This is a genomic window from Leclercia sp. Colony189 (assembly GCF_009740165.1).
Classification (GTDB): domain Bacteria; phylum Pseudomonadota; class Gammaproteobacteria; order Enterobacterales; family Enterobacteriaceae; genus Enterobacter.
Genome location: NZ_CP046557.1, coordinates 1,184,529 through 1,207,274, shown reverse-complemented (window position 1 = coordinate 1,207,274; position 22,746 = coordinate 1,184,529). Strand labels below are relative to the sequence as shown.

Sequence of the window (22,746 nt, the reverse complement as noted above, 5' to 3'; positions counted from 1 at the left end):
CCTTTGTTCCTTTCCCTTTGTATCATTTTCCCTTTTGCATTAAACCCCAGGAGTCGTTATGGATATCATCTCTGTTGCCTTAAAGCGTCACTCAACGAAGGCCTTTGATCCGAGTAAAAAACTGACTGCCGACCAGGCAGAAAAAATGAAAACCCTGCTGCAGTACAGCCCGTCGAGTACCAACTCGCAGCCGTGGCACTTTATCGTCGCCAGCACCGAAGAAGGCAAAGCGCGCGTGGCGAAATCCGCAGCCGGTGGCTTTGTCTTCAACGAACGCAAAATGCTGGATGCCTCTCACGTGGTGGTGTTCTGCGCCAAAACCGCGATGGACGATGCCTGGCTGAACCGCGTGGTGGATCAGGAAGAGGCCGATGGCCGTTTCGCCACCCCGGAAGCGAAAGCCGCTAACCACAAGGGCCGCACCTTCTTCGCCGATATGCACCGTGTCGATCTGAAAGATGACCACCAGTGGATGGCAAAACAGGTTTACCTGAACGTCGGCAACTTCCTGCTGGGCGTGGCCGCAATGGGTCTGGACGCGGTGCCAATTGAAGGTTTCGACGCCGCCATCCTCGACGAAGAGTTTGGTCTGAAAGAGAAAGGCTTCACCAGCCTGGTGGTCGTGCCGGTCGGGCATCACAGCGTGGAAGATTTCAACGCCACGCTGCCGAAATCGCGTCTGCCGCTGAGCACGATTGTGACTGAGTGCTAATGACTACTGGCACGCTGGGTTCCGGCGTGCCTGTTTTCAATAGAGCGTAATCTGCGGATGCTTAACGCCGCACACCAACGCATAACGCGTTAAGGTATCCAGACTCGCCCGGGTAATATTGGCTTCCATTCGGGAGACGGTTGGCGCGCTGACCCCCATGCGCTCCGCCACCTGAGCACGCGTCAGTCCCGCCTGTTTGCGCCACTGTGCCAGCATCTCCTGCAGCCGCGCCTTACGCTCTTCGGCGTCAAAGGCAGCCTGCACATCTGAATCGCTTAACAGCTCCGCTCTTAACGTATCCCAGTCAATGATCTTCTTGCTCATCCAACATCTCCTGTTGTCTTTTCAGTGCCAGACGGATTTCAGCAGAAGGCGTTTTCTTCGTCTTCTTGATAAATACACGCAACAGATAAATTGTTTTTTCCCGCTGATACACATAGATCCCGCGACTATGAATCAGACCGACGGTTCTTATTTCAAACAAACCATGGGGTAATGGCTTGCTGTCGGGCTCCCGAAGTGCCGTTGGGTTAGCACGCAATTTATCAAGCTGACGAATCAGCTTCGCCTGTACGCCTGCAGGCAACGAGAGGATCTCTTCTCTGACTGCCTGATGAACGATAAGTCTGAACACGATTTTTCATCCCTGAAGATATTAGCATGTAAGGCAATTTGCATTAAAGGCTAATTTTGCCTTTCGTGATTTACCTTACCCCCTTTATCCAGGTCAGACCGGAGTGACTTCTATTCCCTGAAAGCCCCTCGCAGAAATTATTTCTGTGCAGCCAGCCACGCCATTGCCCTCTCTCCCGCCTCATCCACCGGCAGATAGACCAGCAGCCGCGAGCCGTTGCGCGGAGCAGAGTACCAGTACATCTGCTGGAGATGAAAATCGCCCAGTGCGGGATGGGTAAAGAGCTTGAGCTGGTTTTCCACGCCGCGCACGTCGTTGCGCTGGTGCCACAGGGTTTCAAACTCTTCAGATACTGCAAAGAAGCGTGCCAGTTTGGCCTCCCACTGCGGGTCGCCCCGGTGCTCGGCCATCGCTGCGCGAAAATAGGAGACAAAAATGGGCAACACGTCATCACGCTTGCCCAGCCGGGCGCGCCACGCGGGATGGGTGAGGAAGAGATAGATACAGTTGCGATCTTCCGGCGGAATGGCGTTAAAGTCGACGCCCATCAGGTGGCCGAAGCTGTCATTCCACGCCACGATATCGAAATTCGGTTTCTGGATGCTGGCGGGTTTTGGCATCAGGGTATCGAGCAGACGGCGGGTGCCTTCGCTGATCCCCTCACAGCAGACCGCCTGCGGCGCTTCGCCCGGCGGCAGGCCGGCCAGCAGAAAGAGGTGGCGGGCTTCGGTCGGGGTACATTGCAGCGCTTTCGCCACCGCCGCCATCACCGCGCTGGACGGGTTCACATTCCTGCCCTGCTCGAGCCAGGTGTACCAGGTGACGCCCACATCCGCCAGCATGGCCACCTCTTCACGCCGCAGGCCCGGCGTGCGGCGGCGACCGCTGCGCGGCAGGCCAAGACGCTGCGGATCGAGGCTTTCGCGTCGGGCGCGTAGAAAAGCCCCCAACTGTTTTCGGGTGTCATCCTGCAGTGCGGTGACCGGTTCAGACATCAGCGCCATAGTGCCCCCTGCGTGGTAGTGCCAGTACCAGTATAAGCAAGAACTGGTACCCGTTTATCAGATGGTTGATGCTACGACGCTACGCTGTTTGACGCAATGGAGTCACCATGAATAGGTCAGTTGTTTCACCGGGCCGGGCAGGCCTGATATTGCTGTTAACCGGCCAGATGCTGCCGCTGATCGATACCTCGATCACCAACGTGGCGCTGGATTCCATCACCCACTCGCTGCATGCCACCGCCACCGAGCTGGAGCTGATTGTGGCGCTCTACGGGGTGGCCTTCGCCGTCTGTCTGGCGCTCGGGAGCAAGCTGGGGGATAACCTCGGGCGCCGCCGTCTGTTTATGTGGGGCGTGGCGAGCTTCGGCCTGGCCTCATTGCTGTGCGGGATGGCGGGCAATATCGAGCAACTGCTGGCCGCGCGCATCGTGCAGGGCGCGGGCGCAGCGCTGATCGTGCCGCAAATTCTTGCCACCCTTCACGTGACCCTGAAAGGCACCGCCCACGCCAGAGCCATCAGCCTGTTTGGCGGCATCGGCGGGATCGCCTTTATTGTCGGGCAGATGGGCGGCGGCTGGCTGGTGTCGGCGGATATCGCCGGGCTGGGCTGGCGCAACGCCTTCTTTATCAACGTGCCGATCTGCCTGCTGGTGCTGGCCCTGAGCCGTCACTACGTGCCGGAAACCCGCCGCGACACGCCGTCGCGCATTGACTGGCCGGGCACCGCGCTGCTGGCGGCGATCCTCTGTTGCCTGCTGTTCCCGATGGCGCTCGGCCCGCAGTGGCACTGGTCCTGGCCGCTGAAGGCGATGCTGGTCGTTATTGTCCCTCTGGCCTGGCTGATGGCGCTGAACGCGCGTAAAAAAGAGCGCGAAGGGGCCCACCCGCTGATCCCGCCACGCTTAATGCAGCTCGGCAGCATCCGCTTTGGCGTGCTGATTGCGCTGCTCTTTTTCAGCGTCTGGTCCGGGTTTATGTTCTGCATGGCGCTGACCATGCAGACCGGTCTGGGGATGGCGCCGTGGCAGTCCGGCAACAGCTTTATCGCCCTGGGCGTGACCTATTTTGTCTCGGCGTGGTTTGCCCCGCGCCTGATTGCCCGCTACAGCACCAGCACCCTTCTGCTTACCGGCCTGGCAATCCAGATAACCGGCCTGCTGGCGCTGATCGCCACCTTCCGCATCTGGGGACTGGAGAACACCGCCCTGACCCTCGCCCCGGCCACCGGGCTGGTGGGCTACGGCCAGGCACTGATTGTGAACAGTTTCTACCGCATCGGCATGCGCGATATTCAGCCCGATGACGCCGGGGCCGCCAGCGCCATTCTCAGCACCCTGCAACAGGCGGCGCTCGGCCTGGGGCCTGCAATATTTGGCGCGATTTTGCTCCACGCCCTGCAAAACCATCACGGGGATTACGCGGAGGCGATTAACCTCTTCCTGGCGGTAGAAACGGGCATGATGGTGGTGCTGGCGCTGGCGACCCTGCGGCTGCGCCATCGCCTTAGCCTGCCGGTCACGAAAGCCTGCCACGCGTCCCGATAAACCCCTGGGTTTGCATAATCGATCCGCAGCCGCCATTATGGCGGCTGCTTTAATACAGGAGATGTTATGCAGGAGTTTATTTCCCTGGTCGAAGAGTCAGGAATTGAAATTAATCACACCACTTCCCTCGTGATTATCTTTGGAATTATTTTTCTTACTTCGCTGATTATTCACTTTATTCTGCACAAAGTGGTATTGCGGGCCTTCGAGAAACGGGCCCGGGCCAGCAGCCATTTATGGCTGCAAATCATTACCGAGAATAAGTTATTTCACCGCCTGGCCTTTACCCTGCAGGGGATCATCGTCAACGTTCAGGCGGTATTGTGGCTGCAAAAAGGCAGCGACGCGGCAGAGATATTAACCACCTGCGCGAAGCTGTGGGTGATGGTATATGCCCTGCTGGCGTTCTTCTCGCTGCTGGACGTGATATTCAACCTGTCGCAAAAAATGGCGACCGCCTCCCAGCTGCCGCTGAAAGGCATCTTCCAGGGGATCAAGCTGGTGAGCGCCATTCTGGTGGGGATCCTGATTATCTCTCTGCTGATCGGTCAGTCTCCCGCCATTCTGATTAGCGGCCTGGGCGCGATGGCAGCCGTATTAATGCTGGTGTTTAAAGATCCCATTCTCGGGCTGGTGGCGGGTATTCAGCTCTCGGCCAACGATATGCTCAAGCTCGGCGACTGGCTGGAGATGCCGAAATATGGCGCGAACGGCACGGTGACCGATATCGGCCTGACCACCGTCAAGGTGCGCAATTTTGATAACACGATTACGACCATCCCGACCTGGGCGCTGGTCTCCGACGCTTTTATCAACTGGAGCGGCATGTCAGCCTCCGGCGGACGACGGATTAAGCGCAGCCTGAATATTGATACCACCAGCATTCATTTTCTCGACGAACAGGAACAGCAGCGGCTGATTCAGGCGAAGCTGCTCAAGCCCTATATGGCCACGCGCCATGAGGAAATCACCCTGTGGAATCAGCAAAACGGGGAAGGCGAATCGGTGCTGAACCTGCGTAAGATGACCAATATTGGTACCTTCCGCGCCTATCTGAATGAATATCTGCGCAACCATCCGCGTATTCGCCAGGATATGACCCTGATGGTGCGCCAGTTAGCCCCCGACGCCAACGGCCTGCCGATTGAAATCTATGCCTTCACCAACACCGTCATCTGGGCGGAATATGAGGCGATTCAGGCCGATATTTTCGACCATATTTTTGCGGTGATCGATGAATTTGGCCTGCGTATTCACCAGTCGCCCACCGGGAACGATATTCGCTCCCTGGCCGGCGTGCTGGCGAAATAATCAGGTACTGGCGCGGGAAATAAAGCGCCAGTTCATCATCACCCGCTCCGTGGGCGCATCGGGGTTGTCGATTTTGTTCAGCAGCAGATCGACCGCCTTGCGCCCGATATCCCGCGATGGCTGTTCAATGGTGGTCAGCGAGACCATCTCCGACAGCTCGGTGCCATCGAAACCCACCACCGCGATATCTTCCGGCACGCGCAGCCCGGCCTTTTCGATAGCGCGTAACGCTCCCGCGGCCAGGGTATCGGAGACCGCAAATACCGCATCCGGGCGCGGCTCTGTTGCCAGCAGTTTGCTCATCGCCGTCATCCCGGCCGCCGCGCTCAGATCGCTCGCATACTCTACCGCCTGATACGCCAGATCGCGCAGATGCAGCACGCTTTTATAGCCCCGCTCGCGCAGGCGGGCATATTTGTAGCTCAGATCGTGGTTGATAAGCGCAATCCGCTGTCGCCCGCCGTCGGCCAGACGGCTGACCACATGCTGGGAGGCGTCGACATCGTTGATCCCCACACAGGAGACCGCACCCGCATCGGCGTATTCGGCGCACTGTACCCAGGGGGCATCGCCGATGAGTGCCGCCAGTTCGGGGAGGCGGGTGAAGGCATCCATCGTGATAATGCCGTCGACCATTTTGCCGGAGAGCAGGCTGAGCCCCGAGCGGGAGCGTTCAATATCGGAGCCGGAGTTGCACAGCAGAATGCGGTAGCCGTTTTTCTCCGCCTGCTCCTCAATGCCCTTCACCACCTCGGCGCAGAACGGGTTGGCAATGTTGGAAACCATCACCAGCACCATATAGCTGCGCGCCGTGCGCAGCTGGCGGGCCAGAAGATTGGGCTGATAGTTCGCCTCTTTAATCGCCTGCAAGACGCGATCGCGGTTTTTGGCTTTGACGGTATCGCTGTTATTCAGCACGCGCGATACCGTCGCCACCGAGACGCCCGCCAGTTGGGCGATTTTCTGAATTGACATAGCGACGAGTGATCCTGCGGTTTGCGTTTGCAGCAGGCTACCATAAATGGGCTGCCCGGCGCACCGGGCAACGTGTTACTGCGCGACTGCGACCCAGCGCTGCTGCTGATGGCTTTTGACTATCGCATCAATGATATACATGACGCTCGCTCCGTCATGGAAGGTGGCGAACACCGGCTTCTCCGGCATCCTGCCCGTCTGTACTGCCTGATAAAAGTGCGCCATCATATTTTTAAAGGCGTCCGGCCAGCCTTCGATATGGCCGCCCGGGAAGTGGGCGCTGTCGGCCACGTCGCGGTTCATCAGACCCGGATCGTCCGTCAGTACCTGATTGGCCCGGGCGCGATGCCCTACCCATAGCTGCTGGGGCACCTCCTGATCCCAGGCCACGGAGCCCTCGCTGCCGTTCACCTCCAGGCTGAGGCGATTTTTACGTCCGGCACTCACCTGCGAGACGGTAAAGCTGCCCTTACTGCCATCGTCGAAGCGGAACAGCACCGAGCCGAAATCCTCGGTGGTGACGGGTTTGTCTTCATATACCGCCTCGCCCGCCTGGCTGAAGGTCTGATTCCCGGCCAGATTCGCCTTGCGGGTCGGCCAGACGATGGAGAGGTCGGCCATCACGTCGGTGATGCGCCGTCCGGTCAGAAACTGAATGGTGTCGCACCAGTGAGAACCGATATCGGCCACCGCCCGCGATGCGCCCCCGAGCGCCGCATCAACTCGCCAGTTGTAATCGGTTTCCAGCAGCATCCAGTCCTGCAGATAGCTGCCGTGGGCGGCAAAGAGCCGTCCGAGGGAGCCCTGCGCCACCATGCTCGCCGCCTGGCGCACCATCGCAAACTGACGGTAGACAAAGCTCACGCCGTGTATCACCCCCGCCTGTTCCGCCAGCGTGACCAGCTCCCGCGCCTCGTCTGGGGTCATGCACAGCGGCTTTTCGGAGAAAACATGTTTACCGGCACGCAGGATCTGGCGGTTGATCGCCGCATGCAGATGGTTAGGGGTGCAGTTGTGCACCACGTGCAGCTCCGGGTGCGCCAGCAGTGCATCCACGCTGCCGTAGGCGTGAGGAATGTTCAGCGCCCGGGCTTTCTCTTGCGCCTGTTCCAGCGAGCCATCGCAGAGGGCGACCACCTGCACATACCCCAGGCGGCGCAGGGCTTCGATATGCGCCGGGCCGATAAAGCCGCTGCCGATAATGCCGACGTTAATCATGAAGTTCTCCTGCGGCGAAATCGTCGAACGCCCGATCGGATACCGGGATAATGTGGCGGGAGATAAACTCGCGCCCTTCCCGCGCCCCGGTTTCGCCCTCCTTCAGGCAGCACTCCCACTCCAGCACCGCCCAGCCGTCGTAGTCGTACTGGGTCAGCTTGCTGAAGATGCCCTTAAAGTCGATCTGCCCGTCCCCCGGCGACCGGAAGCGTCCGGCGCGGTTGATCCAGCTCTGATAGCCGCCATACACCCCGCTGCGCCCGTTGGGACGGAATTCGGCATCCTTAACGTGAAACGCCTTGATGCGGGTGTGGTAGTGATCGATCCAGGTCAGATAATCGATCTGCTGCAACAGCAGGTGGCTTGGGTCGTAAAGCATGTTGCAGCGCGGATGGTTGTCTACCAGCGCCAGAAAACGCTCGAAGGTGACGCCGTCGTGCAGATCTTCTCCGGGATGAATTTCATAGCAGACGTTAACCCCCTGCTCATCGAACGCATCCAGAATGGGTCGCCAGCGGCGGGCCAGCTCGTTGAACGCCTCCGCAAAACGCGTCTCGTTATGTGGCGGCCAGGGATAGATAAACGGCCAGGCCAGCGATCCTGAGAAGGTGGCGTGGGCGGTTAAACCGAGCCGTGCCGAGGCGACCGCCGCCTTTTTCACGATATCGGTCGCCCAGGCCTGGCGGGCGCTGGCGTTACCGCGCACCGCCGGAGGAGCGAAGTTATCGAACGCCTCGTCGTAGACCGGATTGACCGCAATAAGCTGCCCCTCCAGATGAGTGGAGAGCTCGCTGATGACCAGCCCCTTCTCCGCCAGCCTGCCGCCTATCTCGTCGCAGTAGGTCTGGCTCTCTGCCGCCTGCTCGACGTCAAAAATCGCTTTATGGTTGCAGGGCATTTGCAGCGCTTTGTAGCCCTTTTCCGCCGCCCAACCGGCCAGCCCGTCGAGGGTGTTGAACGGGGGTTGTGCCCCGATAAACTGCGACAGAAAAATACCCGGGCCTTTAATCGTCCTCATACCACCTCCAGAAATTACGCCTTGTCATCGTCATATTTGAACGAGACAAGGAAAACGAGTGCAATCACAGCAGCAGCCACCGCCGGGATCCACCAGAATGTTACCCACGCCTGTGGCACGGCCTGCCCCGCCACCAGGCGGTTGTAGAGCGCGCCGGAAATCTGCGAGCCCAGCAGCATCCCGATACCATAAGTGAACATCACGATCATGCTCTGCGCCTGGCCTTTGACCTTTTCGCCCGCCACGCGGTCGGTATAGATAAAGCCCACCACAAAGAAGAAGTCATAGCAGACGCCATGCAGCAGGATGCCGAGATAGAGCAGGATGCGCCCCTCTTCACTTACCCCCAGAGCAAACATCGCGTAGCGGACAAACCACGCCAGCATGCCGATCAGCAGCATGTATTTAACGCCCAGACGGCGGAACAGCAGCGGGATCACCAGCATAAAGAAGATTTCGGACATCTGGCCGAAGGACATGGCGGTACTGACATCCGCGATCCCGGCATCCGCCAGGTAAGAGGCGGTATAAGCGTAGTAGGTGCCGAGCGGGACGGAGATCAGCATCGCGCACAGGCAGAAGATAAAGAAGTGACGGGTTTTCAGCAGGGCGAAGGCGTCGGCGCAGAAGAGATCGCGCACCTTCACCGGCATCCCTTTGGCCGGGGCAGGCGTGTGCGGCAGCGTCAGGCTGTAGAGCGCCAGCAGGACGGAGCTGGCCGCCGCCACGTGGAAGATGGTGATGCTTGCGGCCACGCCGGTAACGCCGATAAAGATCCCCGCGACAATCCAGCCGATGGTGCCAAATACGCGGACCACCGGGAAGGTTTTGTCGACGTTCGCCAGGCTGTGGAAAGCGATATTATTGGTCAGCGCCAGGGTCGGCATATAGCAAAGCGTGTAGCCAAACAGCAAGCCGATCAGCAGCGCGCCGTTCTCCGCGATCAGCGCCCCCGGCACGAACCACAGGATAGCCGCCCCGGCCAGGTGCATCACCGCCATCACCTTCTGCGAGGCGAAGAAGCGGTCCACCAGCATTCCGAGCACAAACGGCGATAAAATAGAGGCGATCGGCCCGGCGGAGAAAGCGTCGCCAATCAGCAATGACATGTTGTGCTGGGTCATCACCAGACCGAGCGTTACCGACCAACTACCCCAGATAAAAAATTGCAGGAACATCATCAGGGAGAGGCGCGGTACCAGCAGCCGGTACTCCCCTGTCACCTTTCCACTACTTTCAGTTGTCGACACCATGATAAGCCCCACCCGTAAAAAGTAATCGATTACAAATCGAATCAAGTGAAAAGTAATCGATTACAAAACAAAGATCCTGGAGATCGGTTAAGAAGTGCGAGAGGGGTCACGATAAAGGTGAAGTGGGGCGTGCGGGGGTGCCGGGTGGCGGCTTCGCCTTACCCGGCCTACGGTTTTTATGGAGGCTGGGCAGTTGCAGGTATAGCCTTTTGGCTATACTATTTTATAGCCAGAAGGCTATAAGGAAATCACTATGTGGGAAGTCGAAACAACGGATATGTTTGACGAATGGTTTCACCATCAGAAACAAGACCTGAAAGAAGATGTCCTGGCAGCGTTGCATATTCTTTCTGAGTATGGCCCTCAACTGGGGCGACCATGGGTTGATACCGTTAAGGCATCGCAATACACCAATATGAAAGAGCTACGCATTCAGCATGCAGGCGATCCGATTCGCGCTTTTTTTGCCTTTGATCCCGGGCGTCAGGCCATTACTTTATGCGCTGGCAACAAGACAGTCGCGGGTGATAAGCGTTTCTATAAACGTATGATTAACATAGCTGACGCTGAGTTCAGCAAATATCTGGCGAGTAAGGAGGCCAAATGGCAACGTTAAAAGAACTGATGGCCCAGCAGAGTGAAGAAAGCCAGGAGCGGATAGCCGCTAAGGTTGAAGAATTACGCATTATTGTTGCGCTCAACCAACTGCGTGAAGAGCTCAATATGTCGCAAACAGAGCTTGCCGCCGCGATGGGCGTTAAACAACCTACTGTTGCGAAAATAGAGCAGCCGGATAATGATCCACGCCTTTCTACCCTGAAACGCTACGTTACAGCTTTAGGTGGCGAAGTGAGTATTGATGTCATATTGCCTACCGGCAAGCGGGTCGCATTCCACATTTGATTATTTCTGCCCGGCAAGCGCAGCGCCGCCGGGCAGAAACCGCACTACTTTTTGCGGGAGAGTTTAAACGCCGCAAACAGGAAGACAATCCACACCGGGAGCAGGATCGCCGAGGTGCGCATGCCGTCCATAGTGCACATCAGCACCAGGATCATCGCCAGGAAAGCGATACAGAGGTAGTTACCCGCCGGGTAGAGCAGCGCTTTGAACTGCGTCTCGCGCCCTTTGCGGCGCATCGCCGCGCGAAAACGCAGGTGGGCAAGACAGATCATAATCCAGTTCAGCAGCAGCGTTGCCACCACCAGCGCCATCAGCAGGCCAAAGGCTTCGTGCGGCAGCAGATAGTTGATCAGCACCACCAGGGAGGTAATGCCCCCGGAGAGCAGCAGCGAGTTAACCGGCACGCCGCGACGGCTGACGCGGGTTAAAAATTTCGGGGCGTTGCCCTGCACGGAGAGGCCAAACAGCATCCGGCTGTTGGAGTAAACGCCGCTGTTATAGACCGACAGCGAGGCCACCAGAATCACGAAGTTAAGTGCCGATGCCACCAGGTTGCTGTTCAGATCGTGGAAAATCATCACGAACGGGCTGCTGTCCGACTTCACCTCCACCCACGGGTAGAGCGCCAGCAGGACGACCAGCGAGCCAATATAGAACAGCAGAATACGGTAGACCACCTGGTTGACCGCTTTCGGGATGCTCTTGTGCGGATCGCGGGCTTCGGCGGCGGTAATGCCGATAAGCTCCAGTCCGCCAAAGGAGAACATGATCACCGCCAGGGACAGTATCAGTCCTTTCCAGCCGGTGGCGAGGAAGCCGCCGTGCTGCCACAGGTTGTCGATAGTCGCCCGCTCGCCGCCGTGCCCGGAGAAGAGCATCCACAGACCAAAGCCGATCATGCCGATAATCGCCAGCACCTTGATCAGGGCAAACCAGAACTCCGTCTCACCGTACAGGCGCACGTTCACGAGGTTGACGGCGTTAATGATGATGAAGAACGCCGCGGCCCAGACCCAGGTGGGTATGTCCGGGAGCCAGTACTGCATATAGATGCCCGCGGCGGTCAGCTCCGCCATGCCCACCAGCACAAACATCACCCAGTAGTTCCAGCCCGACAGGAAGCCCGCAAAAGGGCCCCAGTATTTGTAGGCGAAATGGGCAAAGGAGCCGGAGACCGGCTCTTCAACCACCATCTCACCGAGCTGGCGCATGATCAGAAAGGCGATCATGCCCGCAATGGCATAGCCCAGCAGCACGGCGGGGCCGGCCATCTGAATCGCGGGCCCGATACCGAGGAACAGTCCGGTGCCGATAGCGCCACCGAGAGCGATAAGTTGAATATGTCGATTTTGTAAACCACGATGGAGCGTCGGTGTCTGTTCCGACGCGGCTTCAGCAGCACTTTTGTCTGAAGCGGATGAGGCGTTTCTCACGGCCTGGCCCTGTCTCTTTTTGAGGAAGGGGCACCTTTTAACACTTCAGGCAGACGGGAGCAAGTTAAACGCCGGGCAACGGTTGCTGCCCGGCGGGAGAGGATCACGAACCGATCAGGCCGCCGTCCGCTTTGGTGATGACGACCGTTGACGCCCGGGGACGTCCGTTCGGGTTGTTGTCCGGCCAGTTGGAGACGGCGCGCGGGTTTGCCGGGTCGGTAATGTCGTCCCCGCCCTCACCCGGATGCTGAATATTGATAAACAGCGTGCGGTTATCCGGCGTAAAGGCGATGCCGGTAATTTCGCAGCCGCGCGGGCCCGTCAGGAAGCGGCGATACTCGTTGGTGCCCGGAATGGTCGCCACCATCTGGTTATTGCCCATCCCCTCGTAGGCTTTCTTGTTAATGGTGCTGGAGGAGACGTCGGTCTGGATCCAGAGCACGCCCTGATGGTCAAACGACAGGCCGTCCGGGCTGCCGAATTCGGCCCCCTTCATGCTGCCCTTCGCCTTTTCATCCGTCGTCTCCGTGCGTCCGGCCAGCACCAGAATATCCCATTTGAAACGCAGGGCCGCGGGATCGCTCCCCTCTTCGAGCCAGTGCATGATGTGACCGAAGGTGTTATTGGCCCGCGGGTTGGCCGCGTCCACCGGCGCTTTGCCCTCTTTACCGCGATCGCTGTTATTGGTCAGGGTGCAGTAGACGCTGCCGCTGCTGTGGGGATCGACTGCGATCCACTCCGGCCTGTCCATTTTGGTCGCGCCCACCGCGTCGGCCGCCAGACGGGTTTTGATCAGCAGATCGCCCTGGCTTTCGAAGCCTTTGCTCTTATCCAGCCCGTTCTGGCCGAAGACCAGCGGCAGCCATTCGCCGGAGCCGTCGTCGTTGAAGCGGGCGACGTAGAGCGTGCCGGTGGTGAGCAGTTGCATGTTGGCGTCGCGATCCGCCGGGTTATATTTATTGTCGGAGACAAATTTGTAGATGTACTCAAACTTCTGGTCGTCGCCCATGTAGGTGACCACGCGCTTATCTGCGGCCAGGGTGACAGCGGCGCCTTCATGTTTGAAGCGCCCCAGGGCGGTGTGCTTGCGCGGCGTCGAGTCCGGGTTGTAGGGGTCGATCTCGACTACCCAGCCAAAGCGGTTCGGCTCGTTAGGGGTTTTATCCACGTTGAAGCGGTCGTCCACTTCGCTCCAGCGGTAGGACTCATCGCTGTCGCTGATGCCGTAGCGCTTCTCCAGCGCGTTCCGCTCGCCTTTCTTAACAAAAATATCTGACCAGTTCTCTTCGCAGGTGAGATAAGTTCCCCACGGCGTGTGGCCGTTGGCGCAGTTCTGCATGGTGCCGAGTACCCGCTCGCCCTGCGGATCGGCGGCGGTTTTCATTAACTCCTGCTGACGCGCCGGGCCGGTGATCTGCATCGGGGTGTTGACCGTGATGCGGCGGGCGAAGCTGGAAGGGCGCACCACTTCCCAGTCATTGCCGTTCTTTTTCACTTCGATAACCGACACGCCCATCGCGTTCTGGCCTTTACGCGCTTTGTCCAGGCTCCAGTTGGCGGTGCCGTCGGTAAAGAGCATGCCGTTGTCGATATACTCATGGTTCATCGCCAGCAGGCCGTGGCCGGGGTTCTCCTCCCCCTGCGGCAGGCTAAACCACGCCATACCGTCATGGTGCATGCCCGCCTGGGCCGCCTGCTCGTCGGTGGTGTTACTGGCGTCAAATTTGAACGCCGGCATGGCGCCCTTGATGCCGGTGGCGTCGCCCCAGCGGTAGAAAGGCCGGGCGATGTAGCCCTCGGGCACCCTCACCGTGTCGTCGGTGGAGACCGGAATGCTGGTAAAGCCGAGCGAAACCGCCTTGCTCAGAGCGGAAGGCTGTGAAACCGCCGCAAGGGCGCTTTCAGGCTTGAGCAGGAACGGGAAAGAGGCGGCGGCACCGGCTACGGCGCCCATCTGCAAGAAGCGACGGCGGGAGAGGAACATCTCCGCCACGCTGGAAAATACCGGGTTAGCGCTGGGATTGCTGACATCGTCACGATGTTCTTTTTTGAATACGGACTTAAGAGGTTTACCCACGATGGCTTCCTTTCTTTTGGCTAAGAAACGATAAAGTGGGAACACTATAAGAACAATTGATTACATTTTTATAACAGTCGGACAGTGGGGCATCCCTGCCCCACTAATAAAAAACGAACTCAGAATTCGTAGCCGACAGAGACCTTAAAGGTGCGCGGCTCACCCTGGAAGAGGTAGGTGCCGCTGTCATCCACGCTTGCCCAGTAGTTCTCATCGGTGACGTTTTCGATCCCGGCGCGAACGGTCATCTGGTTCTGGTCATTGTTCACCGCGAAGCGGTAACGCACACCCAGATCCAGCGTGGTGTAGCTATCCAGCTTCTTGCTGTTGGCGAGATCCGCATACTGCGAACCGGAGTGGTTCACCCGGGCGGTGGCGGTCAGGCCATCGACGGGTTTGATGTCATACTCGGCCCCCAGCACGCCGTAGAAGTTCGGCACGCCAATCGCGTCGTTGCCCTGGTTTACGCCGTTGTTGGTTTTGGTCAGCTCCGCCTGCAGCCAGGTGGCGCTGGCGTTCAGACGCAGGCCCAGCATCGGCTCGCCAAAGATGTTCAGCTCCACACCGCGGTTACGCTGTTCGGCATCCAGACCGTAGTATTTGGTCTGGCTGTCGAGAATGGCGGACGGCATTTTGATCTCAAACAACGCCAGCGAGCCGCCAACGCGACCGAAATCGGCCTTCACACCCACTTCGTTCTGTTTCGAGTGGACGATACCGGTGCTCTGACCGTAGTTGATGGCGGTGTTTGGCGCGGTTTTACCCGGCTGCAGCGCCTCGGTGTGGTTGGCATAGAGCGAGACCGTCTCCCACGGCTTATAGACCACGCCGTAGGTAGGCATCCAGCGGTCGCCATCGAAGCTGTCAGCCGCATTTTCCATCCCGGTGATTTTGTTATAGCCGCGGATCACCACCTTCTGATGACGGGCCCCGACGGTAAACAGCAGTTTATCGTCCAGCACGCCGAGGGTGTCGCTCAGCAGCCAGCCCTGAGTGCGGGTGCGGCCGCTGGTCAGCGGATCGCTGTATTTGCCGCCTGAGCCGTTGAAGTTGGTGCTCGGCGGCGCATCCACGCCGGTGTTGTGGTAGATGTTGGTGACCGGGTTATCTTTCGCGGCGGACATCTTCCAGGCGATTTTTTCATTTTTGGTCATCGCCGAGTAGCCGACGTTCACCTTGTGCGACACAAAGCCGGTATCGAAGTTACCGCGAATGCCCGCCATGCCGCTCACGCTGTCGCTGAGGCGGTTGGTATCCAGGCGGGTTGCGGTGGCTTTGCCGCTCCTGTCCACCAGCTTCGCACCGCTGTAAAGCCCCTCTTCATGGGCGTGCTGTGCCCCCAGACCGGTATAGGCGGTCCAGTTATCGGTGATGTCATACTCGCTGCGCCACATGCCGAATTCGTTTTCGATATTGCTGTAGGCCCACTTCTGGGAGTAGTTACGATCGTTTTTCGGCGGCTCCGGCACGAAATCCACGCCGGAGACGTTGACCCCGGTCTCCGAGCCGTGGAAGGTTTTTTTCTGATAACCCAGATCCACGGAACTGCGGAAGTTATCGCCCGCATAGTCGAGGCCGGTGGAGAGCAGCGTGGTGCGGCGGCGGTCGTTGGCGACCGGGGCTTCCCCTTCCCGGTGGACCACGTTGACGCGGGCACCAAACTGGTCGTTGTCACCGAAGCGACGTCCGGCATCCAGGGTAGTACCAATCTGAGAATCGGAGGTGTAGTCCACGCCCACTTTCGCCTGCGGCGTGGCGCCTGCATGTTTCGGCTCAAGGTTGATCATCCCGCCCACGCCGGAGCTGGCCGCACCGTTCATCAGGGAGTTGGCCCCTTTAAAGATCTCTATCCGCTCTACCATCTGCGCGTCCACCACCTGACGCGGCAGCACGCCGGAGAGTCCGCCGAAGGTCATATCATCCCCGTCGAACTTCAGGCCGCGAATGCGGTAGCTCTCCGCGCTGTTGCCGTAGCCCTGCACGGACTGGACGCCCGCATCGTTAGCCACCACGTCGGCTATGGTGCGCGCCTGCTGATCTTCCACCAGCTTCGAGGTGTAGCTGATGATGTTAAACGGTACGTCCATGGCATTTTGCTGCCCGAGCATCCCCATGCGCCCGCCGTTTGCCACCTGCCCGTCAAGGAAGGCCGGCACCAGCTGGTCGCCGCCGGGTTTAAAATCGCTGGGTGCGGCCTGCACCACGAGGGTCTCTTCTTTTTTGCTCTCCGCCGCGACGGCGGAATGGGCGATGGCGCCGATGGCGAGAGCCAGCAGCGTTTTGTTCATTTTTCTGGTGTTGTTCATGATTAACTCTTTCAACGTGCGCGCAAAATGACCCGTCGCCGGGCCTTCGTTGTTATAAAAAGACTATTTCAGAGCGATACGGGCCACGCTGTCGGGCTCGTTAGCCAGACAGCGTTTGACGACGCTGGTCTGCGTGGGGGCTAAAGCAGGTGTTGGGGCGGACAATTTTTGGCTCATCAGGAACATCCTTTACCGTGCAAAAGTATGAAGAGGACGCCTGCATCGCATCGGTTTGCGATTTGGATTTTGGTGTCAGGCCGTCAGGCCAGGGCAGCGTCTCCCGTTAACGCTCAGTGTTCCGTGTGAGAGATGCCTCACTGTTGCTGCGGGAAGGTCCATACGTGCCCACAAACACTAAAGAGAATGAGAACTATACTCATTATCTTTATATGATCAAGTGTAAACAGGAGCAACAAAGTAAAAAGGGAGATGAGCGCGGGTTACTCTTTGCGGGCTTGCAACACAAAGGGGGAGTCAACCGGCATTGTTTTCAACACCGCAGGCTGGGCACCAGACAGCTCCGCCATCCCCAGCGCCGAAAAGACGCCGCTGTTGATGACCTCATCCGAAAACGGCACATTGCCGTTTTCCTGACGAATAATCGCCTTACTGAGGGCGCGTAATATCTCAGGCGAGGTTACATCCAGCCGGGTGGTGGGCGAGACGCCGAGCGCCTGGCTGACATTCTGGATATAGGCGGTGGTATCGTTATTATCCTGCGGTGGCGCCCAGCGGGAGATAATTTTGCTGATGGTATCCAGCCCGCGTCGCTGGTAGGAGAGCAGGTTGACCCCCAGCGCGCGTATCCCGTGTTCGGGGGTGGCAAAGGTGGCGAAACGCCCGTCAGTGCCATTCTGCCCCAGCCAGCTAAATGCCCAGCTGGCTTCCAGATTGCCGGGGTTGTTATTGCGAATCCCGCGAACACCTGCGCCTGGCGCCCGCCAGGCGGGACCGGAGCGGCTGTTTTTGTACGCTGACAGGCGATTCATCAACGCGATTTGCTTCTCACTCCAGCCCTGGATACGGGCGTACTGATCCAGCTGACCAAACGAGGCGGGCGTCGCGGCAACGGCGGTCTGGCGGGTATCAGCGGAATTGAGCGTCGGGATAGCGGGCTGCGAAACGATCGGTTGCGATGCGTGGGATACCTGCTGAAAAGAGGCCGGGACGCTGGTCTGCGACGCCCCTGAAGAGGCGGTCTGAGCCGATAGCGTCGCCACTTGCTGCGTGTTCATGCTCTGCTGCTGGACATAGTAATGCGCAATACCGGACATCATTCCCTCTGAAGACTCACCCGTTATCTGTTCGGGCGTTGCCGGGGTCGCGTCGCTTGCCCGGCCTGGAAAACTCAATGATTATTTTTTGTTGAGCATCGATTTCAGATCGGCAAAGGGGTTGTAGGTGGCTGCCCCCACATCCTTTTGCGCATCATCGCCCGCCACCACGGTAGTTCCGTACATGTCGGCTTCGGTGTACTTCGAATGCTCGTGGTCATGGCAGAACAGGCACAGCAGCTCCCAGTTACTGCCATCCTCCGGGTTATTGGTGTGGTCATGATCGATATGGTGAACCGTCAGTTCACGCAGGTTTGAATAGACAAACTCCCGCGAGCAGCGTCCGCATACCCAGGGATAGATTTTGAGGGCTTTCTCACGGTAGCCGCTTTCCAGCCGCGCGTAGTTTTTGGGGATCAGAGCCATTGCCGGTGTTACCTGTCAGAAGGTGAGACGAGAATGCCCCTACTATATCGCAGAATGGAACCGAAGGTTAAACGAGGTTTCGCGCGATTTTGTAAACCGTTTTCTGGTCATTCGCCGCGGTTTCTTCAGCCAGCCCCTCGCGTACCAGCGCACGTAGATCCTTACGGGCAGTGTTATCGGAAATCCCGAGAGCCTCACTCACGTCAGCGGCGGTATAATCTGTTGTCGACGTTGCCAGCATGATATTCAGCAGCGTGACCTGGCGGGAGGTGAGGCGCGATAATGCACGCGACTCGAACAGGACCCGCTCAATGTTTGCCGCTCTGGTGACCAAATCGTCAACATGCCGCAATAGCTGGTCCAGGGCGCGGCGGATGATGCCGGACTGGTATTCCAGAAAATAGGTCAGGTCCATGCCGTCCGTTTCCGTGTACTGATAGCTTTGCGCATATTTCACCGGAGCGGCATAAAGCAGGCTGCTGATAGAGATGTATTTAAAGGCCTCGTACCCCGATTTCAGCATAAACCAGTAGAACAGCGCCCGGCTGGTGCGCCCGTTCCCGTCCCGGAAGGGATGCTCATGGGCAATCATAAAATGCAAAATGCACGCCTTTACCAGCGGATGAACATATTCCGCGGTACTGTTCACCCAGTCACAAATTCCCTGCAGGCGGGCAGGAAGGCGATCTGCCGCGGGCGGCTGGTGAATCACATTGCCGTCGTAGTCGGCGATCACGATATCGTTTGTCGTACGGAACTCGCCCGGCTGATATTTCGCGTTATTAATCCCTTCCATACCTGTCGCATGAAAACGGCGGATAAGATCGGGTGTCAGCGGTTCATTCAGCAGGTCGGGGATCTCTGCCATCAGCCGCGCATTTCCGGCGATCATATGCTCACCTTCGGTTCGCGGTGCCCGACCGGAACCCAACATCTTCCTGGCCACCAGCGTGGTGGTATTAGCCCCTTCCAGCTGCGAGCTGGTGATCGGTTCATCGAGTTGAAGCTGGATCAGAGCCGCTCCCGCGCCACGTAACCGGTATATCAGGTTATCCAGCGCCAGACGGGTGGCGTGTTTATCCACCCGTTCACAGGTGGCGGAGATGGCAGAAGTCAGCATGAATCCGGCCTGCTCTCCAGCCTCGTTACGGTAAGCGATCCGCTGTAGCGCAGCATCCCTGGCGCGGCGGGTCAATGTCCAGGCAAGCGCGACGTTATCGCGATAGGATAAACGGTGTCTGAATTCATCGAAGGGCAGATAGCGGCCTTTGTCGTCCGTAGTACGCGCGTAGTGCTGGTGGGCAACAATATCTGCGCCCGTCAGGGATTCTAACGGTATCAGTCTGGGAGGACGTTTTATGGACATACTTAAACTATCTCAAAATATCTCATATTTGAGCTAGTTTAACGTAGTTGCGTGAAAAAGCGTGCGCGGAGAGATCAATAAAAAGAGACGTTGGGGAACTAAAAGGTGCTTGAATGGCACGCCCTAAAGGATTCGAACCTTTGACCTACGGCTTAGAAGGCCGTTGCTCTATCCAACTGAGCTAAGGGCGCACAGAGAAGAAACTTCGCAGTGGTGAAGCGCGTGGAATTATACGGTCAACGCCGGTTGAGTCAATTGATTTTAGTACAATCCTCTTTCAGTTCATACCCCTGCCCCTCCTCAGCGCCGCTTAACAGGAAAATCCGCAAAGTGTGACTGACAGCAGCGCGCGCTTCTGACAAAATATGCTCATCCCCCCTTTCACTCCTTACAGACGGAATCTTCTCTCTGATGGCAGCAAAGATTATTGACGGTAAAACGATTGCGCAGCAGGTGCGCTCTGAGGTTGCGGAAAAAGTGGCAGCACGTCTGGCCGCGGGAAAACGCGCCCCCGGGCTGGCGGTTGTGCTGGTCGGCAGCAACCCGGCTTCACAAATTTATGTCGGCAGCAAACGTAAAGCGTGCGAGGAGGTTGGCTTTCTCTCCCGCTCTTATGATCTGCCGGAAACCACCACGGAAGCAGAGCTGCTTGAGCTGATCGATACCCTGAACGCCGATAAAGCGATCGACGGCATTCTGGTTCAGCTGCCGCTGCCTGCGGGCATCGACAATGTGAAAGTGCTGGAACGTATCGCGCCAGACAAAGATGTGGACGGCTTCCACCCGTACAACGTGGGCCGCCTGTGCCAGCGCGCGCCTCGCCTGCGTCCCTGTACGCCGCGCGGCATTGTGACCCTGCTGGAGCGCTATAACATCGACACCTACGGCCTGAACGCCGTGGTGATTGGTGCGTCCAATATCGTCGGTCGCCCGATGAGCATGGAGCTGCTGCTGGCCGGCTGCACCACCACCGTCACCCACCGCTTTACTAAAAATCTGCGCCAGCACGTCGAAAATGCTGACCTGCTGATCGTGGCGGTCGGCAAGCCGGGCTTTATCCCGGGCGAGTGGATCAAGGAAGGCGCCATTGTGGTGGACGTGGGGATTAACCGTCTGGAGAGCGGCAAAGTGGTCGGCGATGTGGTGTTTGACGATGCCGCCGCCCGTGCCTCTTATATCACCCCGGTTCCGGGCGGCGTAGGCCCGATGACCGTTGCAACACTGATTCAGAATACTTTACAAGCATGCGTTGAGTATCACGACGTAGAGGAAGCGTAAGATGGCGACATTTTCATTAGGTAAACACCCGCATGTTGAGCTGTGCGATCTGCTGAAGCTCGAAGGCTGGAGCGAGAGCGGCGCCCAGGCGAAGATCGTTATTGCTGACGGTCTGGTCAAAGTTGATGGCGTGGTAGAAACCCGCAAGCGCTGCAAGATCGTAGCCGGACAGACTGTGAGTTTTGAAGGCCAGAGCGTCACCGTAACGGCCTGAGCCGTCTGATGCCCGGCGGCGCTGCGCTTGTCGGGCCTACATACGGGCTCTGTCTGTAGGCCGGGTAAGGCGCCAGCCGCCACCCGGCAATTCTCTTCACGATTCCCCCACGACCATCACGGTTAATTATCGATCAACTTCAAATAATCACTATTTCATCTGTTAAAAGGTGAGAATTCAGTTGCGCGGATTTCAGCCTTTCATCACGATAAGTAGAACGTTCTACTAAAACGTTCTACTCACTATAACAGCGCTCACAGAGCGCACTCGGGGGAAATCAGCATGAGTCTGATATCAGGGTTTGTTAAATCGCTGTCAAAATTGTCGATGATTGGTCGCGCATTAATGCTGCCGATCTCGCTGCTTCCCGCTGCGGGCCTGCTGCTGGCTTTCGGCGATAAATTCCACCTGCCGTTGATGATGAACGCGGGCGGCGTCATTTTTGATAACCTGCCGATGCTGTTTGCCATCGGCTCTGCCGTCGGCCTGGCGTCAGAATCGGGTATCGCCGCGCTGTCGGCAGCGGTGGCGGTATTTGTCACCAACATCACCATTGGCACCGTGCTCGGCATTACGCCGGAGATGGCCTCCCAGGGCGGGAAATACGCCATGGTGGTGGGCATCCCGACCCTGCAGATGGGCGTCTTTGGCGGCCTGCTGTGCGGGATCCTCGCCGCGTGGTGTTATAACCGCTTCCACACCATGCAGCTGCCGGAGTTCCTCGGCTTCTTCTCCGGAAAGCGTTTTGTGGCGATCGCCACGGCGTTCCTCTCATTCGTGATGGGGCTGCTGCTGCCGTACGTCTGGCAGCATATCCAGGCCGGTATCGACGCGCTGTCGGTGATCGTTAACGGTGATAACCAGGCGGCCTCGACCTTTATCTTTGGTCTGGTGGAGCGTGCGCTGATCCCGCTGGGTCTGCACCATATCTGGTATCCGTCGTTCTGGTACTCGTTCGGGGATTACACTACCCAGGCGGGCCAGGTGATCCACGGCGACCAGACCATCTGGTTCAAGATGCTGGAAGAAGGGGTGAAATCCTTCAGCAGCGATACCTACCAGAACGCCGGTAAATTCATGCAGGGCGAGTTCCCGCTGATGCTGTTCGCGCTGCCTGCGGCCTGTCTGGCGATGTACCACGAAGCGCACACCAAAAACAAAAAGATTGCCGCCGGTATTCTCTTCTCTGCGGCACTGACCTGCTTCCTGACCGGGATTACCGAGCCGGTGGAGTTCACCTTTATCTTTGTGGCGCCGATCCTCTACGTCTTTAACGCCATCATGGCGGGCCTGGCCTACATGACCATGTACCTGCTGCATGCGCATATCGCCAAGTCCTTCTCCGCAGGCTTTATCGACTACCTGTCGTTCGGGATCCTGCCGTCGTTCAACGGGTACCAGACCAACTTCCTCAACGCCATTATCATCGGTGTCCCGATGGCGCTGATTTACTACTTCACCTTCCGCTTCGTGATCCGTCGTTTCGACGTGAAAACGCCGGGCCGCACTGAAGTGACAGCCAATGCGGACGATAAAACCGATACCGAAATCGCCAACGAAATCATCGGCCTGCTCGGTGGCGCGCAGAACATCAACTCTGTCGGCTCCTGCATCACCCGCCTGCGTCTGGAAGTGGCGAAGAGCGATGTGGTGGACAAAGACGGTCTGAACGGCCTCGGTGCACGCGGCGTGGTCTTCGTCGGTGATTCCGGCATACAGGTTATCTTTGGCGCCCGGGCGCAGTTTATCGCCCAGACGATGTCCACCCTAATCGGTAAATAATAAGCTGCCTGTCCGACA

The 22,746-nt window shown here is 58.2% G+C and carries 21 protein-coding genes and 1 tRNA gene; 8 read left to right on the top strand and 14 right to left on the bottom strand.

From position 1 onward, the window contains the following. The first annotated feature begins 58 nt into the window (after positions 1–58). Positions 59–712, top strand: a complete 654-nt coding sequence (nfsB, locus tag GNG29_RS05675) for an oxygen-insensitive NAD(P)H nitroreductase (RefSeq protein ID WP_156654030.1) — start codon at positions 59–61, stop codon at positions 710–712. 36 nt (positions 713–748) lie between these two features. On the opposite strand, the gene GNG29_RS05670 is transcribed toward nfsB, so the two are convergent. From GNG29_RS05670 to GNG29_RS05660, 3 genes are all read right to left on the bottom strand, one after another. Next, the gene (locus GNG29_RS05670; protein WP_103178559.1) at positions 749–1,036 is read right to left on the bottom strand and encodes a helix-turn-helix transcriptional regulator; all 288 of its coding nucleotides are present in this window, start codon (positions 1,034–1,036) and stop codon (positions 749–751) included. Beyond that, entirely contained in the window at positions 1,017–1,346 is a 330-nt protein-coding gene (locus GNG29_RS05665; protein ID WP_114315711.1) for a type II toxin-antitoxin system RelE/ParE family toxin, read from the bottom strand. Before GNG29_RS05665 ends, GNG29_RS05670 begins: the two co-directional genes overlap by 20 nt. A 137-nt stretch (positions 1,347–1,483) precedes the next feature. Next, on the bottom strand, positions 1,484–2,350 hold the full coding sequence (locus GNG29_RS05660) for a helix-turn-helix transcriptional regulator (RefSeq protein ID WP_156654029.1): 867 nt from the start codon (positions 2,348–2,350) through the stop codon (positions 1,484–1,486). 107 nt (positions 2,351–2,457) lie between these two features. On the opposite strand from GNG29_RS05660, the gene GNG29_RS05655 reads away from it, so the two are divergent. Further along, positions 2,458–3,894, top strand: coding sequence for an MFS transporter (locus GNG29_RS05655; protein WP_156654028.1), 1,437 nt, complete (start codon positions 2,458–2,460; stop codon positions 3,892–3,894). Between the two features lie 66 nt (positions 3,895–3,960). Beyond that, on the top strand, positions 3,961–5,205 hold the full coding sequence (locus GNG29_RS05650; protein WP_156654027.1) for a mechanosensitive ion channel family protein: 1,245 nt from the start codon (positions 3,961–3,963) through the stop codon (positions 5,203–5,205). Here GNG29_RS05650 and GNG29_RS05645 read toward each other — a convergent pair whose 3' ends face one another. The 4 genes from GNG29_RS05645 to GNG29_RS05630 all read right to left on the bottom strand — a co-directional run bounded on the left by GNG29_RS05645 (position 5,206) and on the right by GNG29_RS05630 (position 9,669). Beyond that, a complete protein-coding gene (locus GNG29_RS05645; protein WP_103178554.1) occupies positions 5,206–6,180 on the bottom strand; it encodes a LacI family DNA-binding transcriptional regulator in 975 nt (324 codons plus the stop codon). It abuts the gene before it with no gap. Positions 6,181–6,255: 75 nt separating this feature from the next. Next, a complete protein-coding gene (locus tag GNG29_RS05640) occupies positions 6,256–7,398 on the bottom strand; it encodes a Gfo/Idh/MocA family protein (RefSeq protein ID WP_103178553.1) in 1,143 nt (380 codons plus the stop codon). Further along, entirely contained in the window at positions 7,391–8,416 is a 1,026-nt protein-coding gene (locus tag GNG29_RS05635; protein WP_156654026.1) for a sugar phosphate isomerase/epimerase, read from the bottom strand. Before GNG29_RS05635 ends, GNG29_RS05640 begins: the two co-directional genes overlap by 8 nt. A gap of 14 nt (positions 8,417–8,430) precedes the next feature. Continuing rightward, positions 8,431–9,669: an MFS transporter gene (locus GNG29_RS05630; protein ID WP_103181038.1), complete on the bottom strand. Its 1,239-nt coding sequence runs from the start codon at positions 9,667–9,669 to the stop codon at positions 8,431–8,433. Between the two features lie 253 nt (positions 9,670–9,922). Between GNG29_RS05630 and GNG29_RS05625 the strand changes: the two genes are divergently transcribed. Then, a complete protein-coding gene (locus GNG29_RS05625; RefSeq protein WP_156654025.1) occupies positions 9,923–10,285 on the top strand; it encodes a type II toxin-antitoxin system RelE/ParE family toxin in 363 nt (120 codons plus the stop codon). Further along, positions 10,273–10,572, top strand: a complete 300-nt coding sequence (locus GNG29_RS05620; RefSeq protein WP_103178550.1) for a helix-turn-helix domain-containing protein — start codon at positions 10,273–10,275, stop codon at positions 10,570–10,572. Before GNG29_RS05625 ends, GNG29_RS05620 begins: the two co-directional genes overlap by 13 nt. A 44-nt stretch (positions 10,573–10,616) precedes the next feature. Here GNG29_RS05620 and pheP read toward each other — a convergent pair whose 3' ends face one another. The 7 genes from pheP to GNG29_RS05585 form a co-directional block, all read right to left on the bottom strand. Next, positions 10,617–12,005, bottom strand: a complete 1,389-nt coding sequence (gene pheP / locus GNG29_RS05615) for a phenylalanine transporter (protein WP_103178549.1) — start codon at positions 12,003–12,005, stop codon at positions 10,617–10,619. Between the two features lie 103 nt (positions 12,006–12,108). Continuing rightward, positions 12,109–14,082, bottom strand: coding sequence for a PhoX family phosphatase (locus GNG29_RS05610; RefSeq protein WP_156654024.1), 1,974 nt, complete (start codon positions 14,080–14,082; stop codon positions 12,109–12,111). A 119-nt stretch (positions 14,083–14,201) separates the two neighbouring features. Then, positions 14,202–16,388, bottom strand: coding sequence for a TonB-dependent siderophore receptor (locus GNG29_RS05605; protein WP_156654023.1), 2,187 nt, complete (start codon positions 16,386–16,388; stop codon positions 14,202–14,204). Between the two features lie 440 nt (positions 16,389–16,828). Beyond that, a complete protein-coding gene (locus GNG29_RS23510; protein WP_156654022.1) occupies positions 16,829–17,623 on the bottom strand; it encodes a hypothetical protein in 795 nt (264 codons plus the stop codon). A gap of 120 nt (positions 17,624–17,743) precedes the next feature. Continuing rightward, positions 17,744–18,088 carry an HNH nuclease YajD gene (gene yajD / locus GNG29_RS05595; protein ID WP_156654021.1) on the bottom strand — a complete coding sequence of 115 codons (345 nt, stop codon included), beginning with the start codon at positions 18,086–18,088 and terminating at the stop codon, positions 17,744–17,746. Positions 18,089–18,155: 67 nt separating this feature from the next. Further along, positions 18,156–19,454, bottom strand: coding sequence for a Fic family protein (locus tag GNG29_RS05590; protein WP_103178544.1), 1,299 nt, complete (start codon positions 19,452–19,454; stop codon positions 18,156–18,158). 114 nt (positions 19,455–19,568) lie between these two features. After that, positions 19,569–19,645, bottom strand: a tRNA-Arg gene (locus GNG29_RS05585). Between the two features lie 220 nt (positions 19,646–19,865). On the opposite strand from GNG29_RS05585, the gene folD reads away from it, so the two are divergent. From folD to GNG29_RS05570, 3 genes are all read left to right on the top strand, one after another. Continuing rightward, the gene (gene folD / locus GNG29_RS05580; RefSeq protein WP_103178543.1) at positions 19,866–20,732 is read left to right on the top strand and encodes a bifunctional methylenetetrahydrofolate dehydrogenase/methenyltetrahydrofolate cyclohydrolase FolD; all 867 of its coding nucleotides are present in this window, start codon (positions 19,866–19,868) and stop codon (positions 20,730–20,732) included. 1 nt (position 20,733) lies between these two features. Further along, complete coding sequence (ybcJ, locus tag GNG29_RS05575; protein WP_023334767.1) at positions 20,734–20,946, top strand: ribosome-associated protein YbcJ; 213 nt, start codon at positions 20,734–20,736, stop codon at positions 20,944–20,946. A 282-nt stretch (positions 20,947–21,228) separates the two neighbouring features. Continuing rightward, positions 21,229–22,728, top strand: coding sequence for a PTS transporter subunit EIIC (locus GNG29_RS05570; protein WP_103178542.1), 1,500 nt, complete (start codon positions 21,229–21,231; stop codon positions 22,726–22,728). Positions 22,729–22,746: the final 18 nt, after the last annotated feature.